At 74.2% G+C, this 12,393-nt stretch carries 11 protein-coding genes and 2 pseudogenes; 9 read left to right on the top strand and 4 right to left on the bottom strand.

All coding sequences use genetic code 11. The features are described 5' to 3' along the window. The 4 genes and pseudogenes from EAO70_RS38755 to EAO70_RS02745 all read left to right on the top strand — a co-directional run. Positions 1–89 (top strand): annotated as a pseudogene (locus tag EAO70_RS38755) (DUF5134 domain-containing protein); the annotation flags it as partial. A gap of 115 nt (positions 90–204) precedes the next feature. Then, positions 205–1,146, top strand: a complete 942-nt coding sequence (locus EAO70_RS02755; RefSeq protein WP_148001432.1) for a M56 family metallopeptidase — start codon at positions 205–207, stop codon at positions 1,144–1,146. An 86-nt stretch (positions 1,147–1,232) separates the two neighbouring features. After that, positions 1,233–1,916 (top strand): phosphatase PAP2 family protein, encoded by a 684-nt coding sequence (locus EAO70_RS02750; protein ID WP_148001431.1) that lies wholly within the window; start codon positions 1,233–1,235, stop codon positions 1,914–1,916. A 129-nt stretch (positions 1,917–2,045) separates the two neighbouring features. Then, complete coding sequence (locus EAO70_RS02745; RefSeq protein WP_261992611.1) at positions 2,046–2,738, top strand: TetR/AcrR family transcriptional regulator; 693 nt, start codon at positions 2,046–2,048, stop codon at positions 2,736–2,738. Here EAO70_RS02745 and EAO70_RS02740 read toward each other — a convergent pair. After that, on the bottom strand, positions 2,717–4,156 hold the full coding sequence (locus EAO70_RS02740; RefSeq protein ID WP_148001460.1) for an LVIVD repeat-containing protein: 1,440 nt from the start codon (positions 4,154–4,156) through the stop codon (positions 2,717–2,719). The two genes, EAO70_RS02745 and EAO70_RS02740, sit on opposite strands and share 22 nt — an antisense overlap. Before the next feature lie 272 nt (positions 4,157–4,428). Here EAO70_RS02740 and EAO70_RS02735 point away from each other — a divergent pair, with 272 nt between their 5' ends. Further along, the gene (locus EAO70_RS02735; RefSeq protein ID WP_148001430.1) at positions 4,429–5,076 is read left to right on the top strand and encodes a DUF305 domain-containing protein; all 648 of its coding nucleotides are present in this window, start codon (positions 4,429–4,431) and stop codon (positions 5,074–5,076) included. 236 nt (positions 5,077–5,312) lie between these two features. On the opposite strand, the gene EAO70_RS02730 is transcribed toward EAO70_RS02735, so the two are convergent. Next, the gene (locus EAO70_RS02730; protein ID WP_148001429.1) at positions 5,313–5,684 is read right to left on the bottom strand and encodes an ArsR/SmtB family transcription factor; all 372 of its coding nucleotides are present in this window, start codon (positions 5,682–5,684) and stop codon (positions 5,313–5,315) included. A gap of 125 nt (positions 5,685–5,809) precedes the next feature. On the opposite strand from EAO70_RS02730, the gene EAO70_RS02725 reads away from it, so the two are divergent. Together EAO70_RS02725 and EAO70_RS02720 are read left to right on the top strand one after the other, a co-directional pair. Then, on the top strand, positions 5,810–6,895 hold the full coding sequence (locus EAO70_RS02725; protein WP_148001428.1) for an NADH:flavin oxidoreductase/NADH oxidase: 1,086 nt from the start codon (positions 5,810–5,812) through the stop codon (positions 6,893–6,895). 169 nt (positions 6,896–7,064) lie between these two features. Then, the gene (locus EAO70_RS02720) at positions 7,065–8,147 is read left to right on the top strand and encodes a WD40/YVTN/BNR-like repeat-containing protein (protein WP_148001427.1); all 1,083 of its coding nucleotides are present in this window, start codon (positions 7,065–7,067) and stop codon (positions 8,145–8,147) included. Between the two features lie 116 nt (positions 8,148–8,263). Here EAO70_RS02720 and EAO70_RS02715 read toward each other — a convergent pair whose 3' ends face one another. Continuing rightward, positions 8,264–8,941: a uracil-DNA glycosylase gene (locus tag EAO70_RS02715; protein ID WP_148001426.1), complete on the bottom strand. Its 678-nt coding sequence runs from the start codon at positions 8,939–8,941 to the stop codon at positions 8,264–8,266. 102 nt (positions 8,942–9,043) lie between these two features. Here EAO70_RS02715 and EAO70_RS02710 point away from each other — a divergent pair, with 102 nt between their 5' ends. Both EAO70_RS02710 and EAO70_RS02705 read left to right on the top strand, forming a co-directional pair. Beyond that, positions 9,044–10,063: an N-acetylglucosamine kinase gene (locus EAO70_RS02710; protein WP_187283696.1), complete on the top strand. Its 1,020-nt coding sequence runs from the start codon at positions 9,044–9,046 to the stop codon at positions 10,061–10,063. A 150-nt stretch (positions 10,064–10,213) separates the two neighbouring features. Next, positions 10,214–11,137 (top strand): sirohydrochlorin chelatase, encoded by a 924-nt coding sequence (locus tag EAO70_RS02705; RefSeq protein ID WP_148001425.1) that lies wholly within the window; start codon positions 10,214–10,216, stop codon positions 11,135–11,137. A gap of 114 nt (positions 11,138–11,251) precedes the next feature. Here EAO70_RS02705 and EAO70_RS02700 read toward each other — a convergent pair. Next, positions 11,252–12,296 (bottom strand): annotated as a pseudogene (locus EAO70_RS02700) (lactonase family protein). Positions 12,297–12,393: the final 97 nt, after the last annotated feature.

The following is a 12,393-nucleotide window of genomic DNA, read 5'->3' as shown; positions in this document are numbered from 1 at the left end:
CGCCCGCCTGGGTGACCCGGCCCGAGCTGGCGCTGGCCTGCCGGCTGTCGATGGCGCTCGCGACGCTGGCCATGCTGGTGACGCTCTGAGCCCGCACGCCGCCCTTCTGAGGAGGGGGAAGCCGGGTCCAACCAAACCGTGGCGTACGTCACTTGCCGCTCCGGGGCATACCCCCGACCAGTACGGCGCTCATAGGCTGGCGACATGTGGGTCTCCCTCGCGCTGTTCCTGCTCGGCGTCCTGACCGCCCTCGCGGCCCCCCGGCTGCTCTCGCGGGCGGACTGGGTCGAGCGAGAACCCGTGGTGGCCCTCTGGGTGTGGCAGTGCGTGGTCGGCGCCGTGCTGCTGAGCTTCGCGCTCTCCATGACGTTCAGCGCGTCGACCGCCTGGCAGGCCGTACGGGGCCAGATCTTCGCGCCCGCGCCGCGCGCCGTCGTCGACGCGTACCAGCTGGGCACGACCGGCCCCTGGTCCGCGGTACTCGCCGTGGCGCTGGCCGCCGGAGGAGTGTGGACCGGCGCGATGCTCGGCCGGGAGTTCAGCCAGGCCCGGTCGCGCCGCAGGCAGCGCCGCTGCGAACTCCTCGTCCGCGCGCCCCTGCTCCCCGGGGAGGAGCGGGGCGGCGAGCGCCTCGTCGTCCTGGAGGGCGAGCGGGCGAACGCCTGGTGGCTCGCCGGGAGCACACCCCAGCTGGTCATCACGACCGCGGCGCTGCGCCGCCTGAAGGGGCGTCAGCTGGACGCGGTCCTGGCGCACGAGCAGGGGCACGCGCGGGCCCGGCACGACTGGCTGCTGCACTCGTCGGCGGCGCTGGCCGCCGGGTTCCCGGGGATCCCGGTCTTCGCGGCCTTCCGCGAGGAGATGCACCGGCTGGTGGAGCTGGCCGCCGACGACGTGGCCTCGCGCCGCTTCGGGCGGCTCACGATCGCGCTCGCCCTGGTCGAACTGAACGAGGACCGGGGCGTGTTCGGACCCGGCCAGGCTCCGTACGGTGACCTGCCGCGCCGGGTGAACCGGCTGCTGACCGCGGCGCCCCGGCTCACCGCCGGCCGCCGGCTGCGGCTCACCGCGGCCGCCTCCCTGGTCCCGGTGGTCCCGGTGCTCGTGGCCTTCGTCCCCGCGCTCAGCGCGCTCCGCCAGGGGTGACGGCGGGCCCGCCGGTCCGAGCGGGCGCGACGGCGCGCGCGGGGCCGGAGAGCGGCCGGGAGCCGGTCATCGGGCAGGATCGACGTATGCGCTCCTCCGCCGTGGTCTCCGGAGTCCTGGCCCTTCTGCTGTTCATCCTCGTCGCCGTCGGCTGGGACCCCCTGCTCTCCTTCGACCGCGCGGTGGCCGAGGCCCTGCACCGGGACGCGGTGGCCCACCCGGGGCTGACCCGGGTGCACCGGGTGTTCAGCGACTGGGTGTGGGACCCGTGGACGATGCGCGCGCTCGTCGCCGCGGCCGTGGTGCTGCTGTGGTGGGGCCACGAGCGGCGGCTCGCCGTCTGGGTCGGCGCCACGAGCCTGCTCGCGGTCGCGCTCCAGCAGGGCCTCAAGGCGCTGGTGGGGCGGGACCGGCCCGTGTGGGCCGACCCGGTCGACTCGGCGCGCTACGCCGCCTTCCCGTCCGGGCACGCGATGACGGCCATGGTCACCTGCGGGCTGCTGCTGTGGGTGCTGTCGCTGCGGTGGCGCGAGGAGTGGCGCGGCTGGGGCGCCCTCGCCGGCGCGGCGGTCGTCTCGGCGCTCGGGGTCGGGTGGACCCGGGTCTACCTGGGCGTGCACTGGCCCTCGGACGTCGTCGAGGGCTGGCTGCTGGGCTGGTGCTGCGTGGCCGTGGCGATCCTGACGTACCGCTGGAACGAGCGGCGCCTCTCCCGGGCCGGGCCCGGGGACGCGACCGGCGACGGGAGCAGCATGGGAGACACACGATGAAGCCGCCTGTTCTGGACGATCCCCCGTGTCGCCCAGAACAGACGGCGTCCCCGGCGGCCTGCCACACGGACATGCCGACGGGATGCGCCGAGTATATTGGCTGGCAGCCAGTCAACGCAGGAGTCCAGCATGTCCCCGCGTAGCCCATCGGTCAATGAAGAGCTGCGACGCAGGTCGCGGGAGCGCATTCTGCAGGCCACGGTGGAGCTGGTCGACACACGTGGCTACGAGGCGACCACGCTCGGCGACATCGCGGAGCGGGCGGGCTCGGCACGGGGGCTGATCTCGTACTACTTCCCCGGCAAGCGGCAGCTCCTCCAGGCCGCGGTGCACCGGCTGATGCACCTCACCCTGGAGGAGGCGCTGGAGCGCGAGCCGCGCACGGAGGACGGCCGCGAGCGCATGGCGCGCGCGATCGACGCGATCCTGGGGCTGGCGGCGGCGCGGCCCACCCTGATGCGGACGCACATGGCGGGCATCCTGGCGGCCGAGGGGTTCGTGCAGTGCGAGGAGCAGCAGCGCCTGGCGTTCCTGCTGCGGGACACCGTGACCCGGTACGGCTCCGAGGACGTGGACACCGACTACCCGATGCTGCGCGCGCTGCTGATGGGGGCGGTGGTGGCGGTGCTGCTCCCGGGCGCCAAGATGCCGCTGGCGCGGCTGCGGTCGGAGCTGTTCCACCGCTACGACCTGGACTGGACGGCGGGCGCGCCGCCGGACGGGGGTCCGCCCGGCGGCGCGCCCGCGGTCGGGACGTCGGCCGGCCGTCGGCGGACGACGGCCGGCGGGCCCGACTCCGGTCAGTCGTCGAAGTCGAAGTAGTCCGGCTGCGTCTGGACGTTGAGCTCGTCCATCCGGATCCGCTTCGCGGGGTCGGTGCGGCGGTCGGAGAGCTTCAGGACGTCGAAGCCCTTGGCGATGTCGTTCGAGTAGATGTGGCCGTTGTAGTAGTACGCGGACCACGAGCCGCCGGTGGCGATGGTGGTCGCGGACAGCGGGCCGCGCTCGAAGTAGGCGATCTCCTTGGGCTTGCGGGAGTCGGTGAAGTCCCAGACGGAGATGCCGCCCTGGTACCAGGCCTGGACCATCAGGTCCTTGCCCTTGACCGGGATCAGCGAGCCGTTGTGGGCGACGCAGTTCTCGGTGTCGGCCTGGTGGCGCGGGATCTTGAAGTAGCTGCGGAAGACGAGCTTGCTCTTCCTGCCCTTGCCGACGATGTCGTAGATGCCGTCGGCGCCCCGGTTCGGGCCGACCTCGGCGTTGCAGGTCGCCGCGCCGCCGCCGCCGAGCTCGTCGGTGAAGACGACCTTGTTCGCCTTCTGGTTGAAGGTGGCGGAGTGCCAGAACGCGAAGTTCACGTTGTCCTGGACCTGGTCGATGATCCGCGGGCGCTCGGGGTCCTCGATGTCGAAGAGGATGCCGTCACCCATGCAGGCGCCGGCCGCGATGTCCTTGTCCGGCAGCACGGTGATGTCGTGGCAGCCCGTGGTCTTGGAGACGCCCGGGTTGGCCGGGCCGCCCGGGTTGCCGCCGCCGTCCGGACCCTCGCCCGGGAAGAGCACCGGGAAGCCGACGAGCGCCGCCTTCTCGGGGGACTTGCGGGGCACCTTGATGACCGAGATGCCGTCGTGCGGGGGCTGGCAGTCCGGGAACGCGGCGTTCGGCGCGTACGAGGAGACGTACACGTAGACGTCCCGCTTCTTGGGCACCAGCGTGTGGGTGTGCGAACCGCACGCGGTCTCGACGGCGGCGACGTACCGCGGGTTGCGGATGTCGCTGATGTCGAAGATCTTCATGCCCTCCCAGGACTCCTTGACCGTGGCGGGCTGCGACGTGCTGGCGCACGAGTCGTCGCTCCGCGAGGAGTCGGTGGAGAGGAAGAGCAGGTCCCCGGAGACGGAGATGTCGTTCTGGGAGCCCGGGCAGAGGACCTGGGCGACGGTCTTCGGGGACCTCGGGTTGCTGATGTCGAAGATCCGGAAGCCGTCGTAGTTGCCGGCGAAGGCGTACCTGCCCTGGAAGGCGAGGTCCGAGTTGACGCCCGGGAGGGCGTCCTTCGGGATGTTGGCGAGGTGCTGGATGTTCGGGCTGTGGACGATCTCGTCCACGCCGGGTATCTCACCGCTCCGTATCGCGGAGCGCGCCTCGGCCGCCTGCTCCGAGGTGACCTTGCCCTGGACCGGGGCGTCTCCCGGGTCGGGGGTCGCGGTGGCGGGGCCCGCCATGAGCAGGGTGGCCATCAGTCCGGCCGCGGCGGATGCCACGCCCAGGCGTCTGAGCCTGGCACGCGGGTCGCGCGTGGTGGCCGTGGTACGCGGGGTACGCAACGAAGTCACTCCGTCCTCCTGGGTATCCGTTCAGCTGTGAACGGGGGTGGGACCCCGGCAGTATCTTCCTTGCCGTGCACATCTCAACAGATGGCAACACAGACGTAATGAAGGTTTTTGATCGGTGGCCCCGAGAAAAGTGCTAGGAACGGTCACTGTCCCCGCAAGAACACCTGGAGGTCGCGTTGTTGATCCGCCGTCAGCGTGCCGTCGCCGCCGTGGCCCTGTCAGCCGTCGCCGCACTCGCCCTGACCGCCTGCGAGTCGGGGTCGGACCAGGGTGCCCCGGAGGCCGGGAAGTCGGCGGGGACGGTGGTCGCGCCGGGCAGACCGGGTGAACCGGCCCGGCGGATATCCCCCGAGGAGGCCGCCCGGCTGCTGCCGGACGAGAGCCCGAACGGCGCGGACTTCACGTACGCGCAGATGATGATCGTGCACCACCGGCAGGCCCTGACCATGACCGCGCTCGCCCCGGGACGGGCGGGCTCGCCCCAGGTCAAGAAGGTGGCCGAGCGGATCGCGGCCGCCCAGAAGCCCGAGATCGGCGCGATGGAAGGTTGGCTGAAAAACAACGGTGGGCCGCGCGAACAGGCGGGCCACGACCACCACACGATGCCGGGGATGGCGACGGAGGCCCAGCTGAAGCAGTTGGGCGCGGCGAAGGGGAAGGCCTTCGACGAGCTGTTCCTGAAGCTGATGATCACCCATCACGAGGGGGCGGTGACGATGGCGGCCGAGGTGCTGGGCGAGGGGAACAACGTCCTCGTGGAGGAGATGGCGAACGACGTGATCGCCCAGCAGACGGCGGAGATCGGCAGGATGCGGCGCCTCTAGGGCGCCGGAGGGAAGACCGAAGGCCCCGAGGGCGCGGGCGCACCCGGGCGCCCCGGGGAGCCCGGGCCGGTGCTAGGCCGCCTCTTCCGGATCTTGCCGGTCAAGCCCGCGTCGTCCGGTGCCGTGCATCGCACGGCGGAGAGGTACCCGCGTACGGGACGTACCCGGGTGCCTCGACAACGCGGCGAGGTGCGGTGCCGGGCGGCGCGGGTCAGGCAGGATCCGGAAGAGACGGCCTAGGCGTCGCCCCCGGGGGGCCGGGTCGCGTCGGTGCGGTCGGCCTGGGCGTCGGCCGCCGTCAGGATCGTGGCGAGCAGGCCGGGGAAGAGCGCTTCGAGGTCGTCCTCGCGCAGGGCGTTGAGCTTGGCCGTACCGCGGTACGTCTGCCGGATGACTCCGCCCTCGCGCAGCACCCGGAAGTGGTGCGTCGTCGTGGACTTGGTGACCGGCAGGTCGAAGTACGAGCAGCTCAGTTCGGTGCGCTCGCGCGCCATGTCCCGCACGATCCGCAGTCGCACCGGGTCCGCGAGCGCGTGCAGCACCGTCTCCAGGCGAATCTGATCGCGCGCGGGGTGCTCCAGGGCGCGAGGGCTGGTGGCGGTCGTCATGACGGCGGCTCCACTTCATCCGGGATATCGACCATTGTACGAGAACCCTCGTAGTTTGACAGACGCCGTACTACGATGGTTACCGTACCAGCGTCCCCACGAGGCATCCCGAAACGGAGTCCGTCATGAGCGTCGCCCTCTTCCAGCCCTACACGCTGCGGTCCCTGACCGTGCCCAACCGGGTGTGGATGGCGCCCATGTGCCAGTACTCGGCGGAGATGACCGGCCCGAACGCGGGCGTGGCGAACGACTGGCACTTCGCCCACTACGCCGCCCGGGCCACCGGCGGCGCGGGGCTGATCCTGGTCGAGGCGACCGCCGTCGCCCCCGAGGGCCGGATCAGCCCGGCGGACCTCGGCCTCTGGAACGACACCCAGACCGAGGCCCTGCGCCGGATCGCCGCCTTCCTCGCCGAGCACGGCACCGTGCCCGGCATCCAGCTCGGCCACGCCGGACGCAAGGCCTCGACCGAGCGTCCCTGGGAGGGCCGCGGACCGGTCCCCGAGGACGGCCCCGGCTGGCAGCCCGTCGGACCGAGCCCCGTCCCGTTCGCCGAGGGCCACCCGGTGCCGACCGAGCTGACGGTCGACGGGATCCGGGAGATCACGACGCAGTTCGCGGACGCGGCCCGCCGGGCGCTGGACGCCGGCTTCCAGGTCGTCGAGGTGCACGGCGCCCACGGCTATCTGATCGGGGAGTTCCTCTCCCCGCACAGCAACCACCGCACCGACGCGTACGGCGGCTCCTTCGAGAACCGGACGCGGCTCGCCCTGGAGGTCGTCGACGCCGTCCGGTCCGTGTGGCCGGAGGAACTGCCCGTCTTCTTCCGTGTCTCGGCCACCGACTGGCTGGACGAGCAGGGCTGGACCGCCGACGAGACCGTCCGGTTCGCCGCGCTGCTGCGCGAGCACGGCGTCGACCTCCTCGACGTCTCCAGCGGCGGCAACGGCGGACCGGCCCGGATCCCGGTCGGCCCCGGCTACCAGGTCCCCTTCGCGGCCCGGGTGAAGGCCGAGACCGGGCTGCCGGTGGCCGCCGTCGGACTGATCACCGAGAGCGACCAGGCGGAGAAGATCGTCGCCAACGGCGAGGCCGACGCCGTCCTCCTCGGCCGCGAGCTGCTGCGCGACGCCTCCTGGGCCCGCCGCGCCGCCCGCGACCTCGGCGCCCCGACGCACGCGGCTCCGCCGCAGTACGCCTGGGCGATCTGAGGCCGGGGCGCGCGGACCGCGGCCGCCGCCGGGCAGGGTGAAGGCCCTGGTCCGGCGCCCGGCCGCGGCCCGCCGCCGGCGGGCGCCGGGAGTGTCCGGAAGCCGTTGTCAGTGGTCGGGTGCAGACTGGCCGGTATCCGCGACAACGGCGTCCTGGAGGTTGGCAGCCATGCCCGACGTACTCCTCACCGTAGGCACCCGCAAGGGACTCTTCATCGGCCGCAGGCACGACGGCCGATGGGAGTTCGACGATCCCGCCTTTCCCGCGCAGGCGGTCTACTCGGTCGCCATCGACACCCGCGGGCCGGCCCCGCGACTGCTGGTGGGCGGGGACAGCGCCCACTGGGGCCCGTCCGTCTTCCACTCCGACGACCTCGGCAGGACCTGGGCCGAACCGGCGCGGCCGGCGGTGAAGTTCCCCGAGGACACCGGCGCCTCCCTGGAGCGCGTCTGGCAGCTGCACCCGGCGCCGGAGCACTCCCCCGGCGTCGTCTACGCCGGGACCGAGCCGGCCGCGCTCTTCCGCTCCGGGGACGGCGGGGAGTCCTTCGAACTGGTCCGCCCGCTGTGGGAGCACCCCACCCGCTCCGCGTGGGAGCCGGGCGGCGGCGGCGAGGCCGTCCACACCGTGGTCACCGACCGGCGCGACCCGTCGGCCGTCACCGTCGCCGTGTCCACGGCGGGGGTGTTCCGGTCCCAGGACGGCGGCAAGGCGTGGGAGCCCTCCAACAAGGGGGTGTCGGCGGTGTTCCTGCCGGACCCGAACCCCGTCTTCGGACAGTGCGTCCACAAGATCGCCCAGGACGCGGGCGATCTCGACCGGCTCTACCTGCAGAACCACTGGGGCGTCTTCCGCAGCGACGACGCCGGCGCCACCTGGACGGACATCGGCTCGGGGCTGCCCTCGGACTTCGGCTTCGCGGTCGCGGCGCACCCCCACCGGCCGGACACCGCCTACGTCTTCCCCATCACCGCAGATTCCGACCGGGTGCCGGCCGGCCGCCGGTGCCGCGTCTACCGCACGACCGACGCCGGAGCCACCTGGGAGCCGCTGAGCCGGGGCCTGCCCCAGGGCGACCACTTCGGCACGGTCCTCCGGGACGCCCTGTGCACGGACGACGCCGATCCGGCGGGCGTGTACTTCGGCAACCGCAACGGCGAGGTGTACGGGAGCGCCGACGACGGCGACAGCTGGCAGCTCCTCGTCGAGCACCTGCCGGACGTGCTGTGCGTGCGGGCGGCGGTGGTCTGAGCCCGCGCCCTCACCGACCGCGGCCCCTCCGTGCCGGAGAAGGCGGCGGGAGGGCCTGTCGTCACACTCCCGTCGTCGCCCGGAGGGCGGACGGGAGTGTGACGACAGGCCCTGGGTCAGGGCAGGCGCCAGTCGACCGGCTGGGCGCCCTGTTCCAGGAGGAGGTCGTTGGCGCGGCTGAAGGGGCGCGAGCCGAAGAAGCCGCGGTCCGCCGACATCGGGGACGGGTGCGCGGACTCGATCGCCGGCAGACTGCCGAGCAGCGGGCGGGCGTTGCGGGCGTCCCGGCCCCACAGGATCGACACCAGCGGCTTGCCCCGCGCGGCCAGTGCGCGGATCGCCTGCTCGGTCACGTCCTCCCAGCCCTTGCCCCGGTGGGCGGCGGGCTTCCGCGGGGCGGTGGTGAGCGCCCTGTTGAGGAGGAGGACGCCCTGCCGCGTCCAGGGGGTCAGGTCGCCGTTCGACGGCCGGGGCAGCCCGAGGTCGGTGTGCAGCTCCCGGAAGATGTTCTCCAGGCTGCCCGGCAGCTGCCGGACCTCGGGCGCCACGGCGAAGCTCAGCCCGATCGCCATTCCCGGCGTCGGATACGGGTCCTGACCCACGATCAGGACCCGCACGTCGTCGAAGGGCTGCTGGAACGCCCGCAGTACGTGCTGTCCGGCCGGCAGGTAGGTGCGGCCCGCGGCGATCTCCGCGCGCAGGAAGTCGCCCATCTCCGCCACGCGTCCCGCGACGGGGCTCAGAGCCTCCGCCCAGCCGGGCTCCACCAGTTCGTTCAAAGGTCGCGCTGTCACGGTCCGTCACTCTACCGGCCTACAGTGACAACCCGGCTCCGGTGCGGCCACGGCCACCCCCTAGACTCCGGCCACCCCCTTACGCCCCGAGGACGGTGCACCGTGTCCCCTGTCCCCTCCGCGGCCTCCGGGTCCGACCCGGCCGAGGCCCTGGTCGTCGGCGTCGACTCCGGAGGGTCGGGGCTCCGGATCGCCCTGGCCAGGGCGGCGGACGGGGCCGTGCTCGGCGTCCGCTCCTCGCGCGAACCGGTGCGGACCGGCCCCGCCGGCATCTCCGCCGGTCACCTCCTCGCCCAGGTCCTGCCGGCCGTGCGCACCCTGACGGAGCCGCACCGCGGGCGCCCGGTCGTCGCCGTCGCCGTGGGGGCCGCCGGGATGGCGACCCTCGGGGACGACCTCCGGGCCGTGCTGCCCGGCGCCTTCGCCGAGGCCTGGGGGGTGCGGCGGCTCGCGCTGGCGGCCGACGCCGTCACCGCGTACGCCGGCGCGCTCGGCCAGCGGCCCGGGGCGGTCGTCGCGGGCGGTACCGGCATGATCGCGCTCGGCACGGACCTCGCGTCCTGGCGGCGGGCCGACGGCTGGGGGCACCTCCTCGGGGACTGCGGCAGCGGGGCCTGGATCGGCCGGGCGGGCCTGGAGGCCGCCCTGCGGGCGTACGACGGGCGGAGCGGCGGCTCGGCGGCCCTGCTGGCCCGGGCGGAGAAGGTGTTCGGTCCCGCGGCCGGGCTGCCGGGGGCGCTCTACCCCCGCAGCGACCGGCCCGCGGTGCTCGCCTCCTTCGCCCCCGAGGTGGGGTGGTGCGCCGCCGGGGACCCGGTGGCGGCGGACATCCTGGCGCGGGCCGCCCGGCACATCGCCGAGGCCGCCGAGGCCGTGTGCCCGGCCGGGCCGGGTGCGCTGGTCGCGCTGACCGGCGGACTGTTCAAGATGGGCGACCCGCTGCTCGTACCGCTGCGGGCGGAGCTCGCCCGGCGGCTTCCGGAGGCCCGGACCGCCGTCCCCGCCGGGGACCCCCTGGCCGGGGCCGTCGGGCTCGCGGCGGCCCTCGCCACCGGCACGCTGCGGCTGCCGGAGGACCCGGCGATGCTGCGGCTGTGGCGCGGGGACGTCCCCGCGCTCTGACATCCGCCCAGGTGGGAGGCGGTGCGTCGCGCTCCCGAGGGGGCGGAGACCGCATTCCGGACGGAACCGAGGGGGACATAGGGGGGCAGAAGGCGCATGATCGCACCTCAGCCGACGCCGCCCCCGGCGAAGCCAGTAGCATGCGGCGCCATGAGCTCCCCCAATGGGCCTGCTTCCGGCCTGCCTGTACGAATGCCTCGACCCCGTCAGTCCGGGCGGCACCGTCGCCCCGAACCCGCGGCGGCGCCCGAGGGCGCTCCCGCACTGGTTCTCGCTGTGCCCGGCGCGCCCTCCGCCGCCATACGCTCGCTGGCCGAGGAGGTCGTGAGCATCGCGCGGTCCGAGCTGCCCGGCCTCGACGCGCTGATCGGCTTCGTCGAGGGCGACGACAGCGAGTTCCCCTCGCTCGCGACCGTCCTGACGGTCGCCGCCACGCTGCGCACCGAGCGGTACGAGCTGGCCCTGGCCGCCGGCCGCGAGGTCAGCGCGCCCACCGGCCCGTCCGCGGTCGTCGTGCCGCTGCTCGCGGGTCCGGACAGCGCGCAGACGCGGCACATCCGCCAGGCCGTCATGGACGCCGGCAACACCGCCGAGCTCACCGACGTCCTCGGCCCGCACCCGCTGCTCGCCGAGGCGCTGCACGTGCGTCTCTCCGAGGCGGGTCTGGCCCGCGCGGACCGCGCCCGTCTCTTCACGGTGGCGACGGCCGCCGACGGCATCATCCTCGCCACGGTGGGCGGCGACGAGGCCGTGCAGGCCGCGGGCATCACCGGCATGCTGCTCGCCGCCCGCCTCGCGGTGCCGGTGATCGCCGCCGCGCTCGACCAGGAGGGCTCGATCGCCTCCGTCGCCGAGCAGCTGCGCGGCGCCGGTTCCGAGCAGCTCGCGCTGGCGCCGTACCTCATCGGCCCGGAGCTGGCCGACGGTCTGCTCGACGTGGCCTCGAAGGAGGCCGGCTGCGCCGCCGCCGAGCCGCTGGGGGCCTACCCGGCGATCGGCAAGCTCGTGCTCTCGCAGTACACGGCCGCGCTCGGCATTCCGCCGCAGCAGCCGCAGGGCGCGCCCTCGCTCTGAGGCCGCCACCCCGCCCGTGAGGGAATCGCCGAGGGGCCCGCACCGGATGTCCGGTGCGGGCCCCTCGGCGTTGCCGGTAGGGGCGTGCGCGGTCCCGGGGGACGCGACCCGGTCTCAGCCGAGGACGACGCAGGAGGCCGCGGGGACGTCGACGGAGCCCGCGCGGACGGGGATGCCGGTCTCGGGGTCGAGGGCGAACCAGGTCACGTCGCCGGAACGCTCGTTGGCCGCGTACAGGTGCCGGCCGGAGGGGTCCAGGGTCAGGTCGCGGGGCCAGGTCCCGCCGCAGGGCACGGTGGCGACCAGGGTGGCCGCGGCCCCGTCGGGGGTGAGGGAGAGGACGGCGAGGGTGTCGTCCCCGCGCACGGCCGCCCAGAGGAAGCGCCCGTCGGGGGCGACGACGACCTCGGAGGGGTAGCTGGGGCCTGGGGTGCCCTCGGGGACCACGGGGGTCTCACACGTCGAGCAGACCGTCGGCCAGCTCCGGGCCGATGAGGTACGGCGCCAGCTCGTTCAGGACGTACGCGTGCGTTCCTGCGGGATGGAAGGCGAGGTGGCGCGGTCCGGCGCCGGGGCGCAGACCGGTCTCGGCGTGCAGGGTGAGCGCCCCGGTGGCGGGGTCGAGCGCGCAGATCCGTACGGAGTCCGTGCCGAGGTCCACGCTGACGATCCAGCGGCCGCTGGGGTCGGGGAGCACCTGGTGGGCGTGCGGGCCGGCCTGGCGGGCGGTGACGGGTCCGTCGCCCTCGTGCCGCAGGACGGCCGCGGCGGGGCGGGCGGTGCCGTCCTCCGCCAGCGGCAGGGCGGTGACGCTGCCGGAGGTGTAGTTGGCGGTGAGGAGGTGCCCGGCGGCGAGGGAGAGATGGGTGGGGGCCGCGCCGTCGACGGGGACGGGCGCGCCGAGCGGCCGGGGTGCCGGACCGGTGACGTCGAAGGCGGCGACGGCTCCCGGCGCGGTCTCGGAGACTGCGTGGAGCACGGGTCCCGCGAGGGCGAGGAACGAGGGGTCGGCGACGGCGTCGCTGCCGCCGGTGAGGGTCAGCGCGCCCGTCTCCGGGTCGACGTCGGCGGCGAGGACGCCCCGCCCGCCCGCCGAGGTGAAGGAGCCGATGTACGCCCGTACCGCGCTCCGGTCCCGAACCGTCCCTGTGCCGCCCACGGCGCCTCCCCAGCTCTCCGCGGCCGGTCGCGGTCGACCGGCCTGCGTCCGGCCGACGGTAGCAGGCGGTCTAGACCAAAGCCTGTCTCTTATACAC

The sequence above is a fragment of the Streptomyces sp. adm13(2018) genome (assembly GCF_008042145.1).
Taxonomy (GTDB): Bacteria; Actinomycetota; Actinomycetes; order Streptomycetales; family Streptomycetaceae; genus Streptomyces.
The sequence above is the reverse complement of the archived record's forward strand: the minus strand, read 5'-3'. Positions and strand labels throughout refer to the sequence as shown.

Excerpts from the sequence above, each read along its gene's own strand:
- EAO70_RS02730 (WP_148001429.1), bottom strand. The coding sequence starts at position 5,684 with ATGACGACCGCCACCAGCCCTCGCGCCCTGGAGCACCCCGCGCGCGAT.
- EAO70_RS02705 (WP_148001425.1), top strand. The coding sequence starts at position 10,214 with ATGAGCTCCCCCAATGGGCCTGCTTCCGGCCTGCCTGTACGAATGCCT.
- EAO70_RS02720 (WP_148001427.1), top strand. The coding sequence starts at position 7,065 with ATGCCCGACGTACTCCTCACCGTAGGCACCCGCAAGGGACTCTTCATC.
- EAO70_RS02750 (WP_148001431.1), top strand. The coding sequence starts at position 1,233 with ATGCGCTCCTCCGCCGTGGTCTCCGGAGTCCTGGCCCTTCTGCTGTTC.
- EAO70_RS02755 (WP_148001432.1), top strand. The coding sequence starts at position 205 with ATGTGGGTCTCCCTCGCGCTGTTCCTGCTCGGCGTCCTGACCGCCCTC.
- EAO70_RS02725 (WP_148001428.1), top strand. The coding sequence starts at position 5,810 with ATGAGCGTCGCCCTCTTCCAGCCCTACACGCTGCGGTCCCTGACCGTG.
- EAO70_RS02740 (WP_148001460.1), bottom strand. The coding sequence starts at position 4,156 with ATGGCCACCCTGCTCATGGCGGGCCCCGCCACCGCGACCCCCGACCCG.
- EAO70_RS02745 (WP_261992611.1), top strand. The coding sequence starts at position 2,046 with ATGTCCCCGCGTAGCCCATCGGTCAATGAAGAGCTGCGACGCAGGTCG.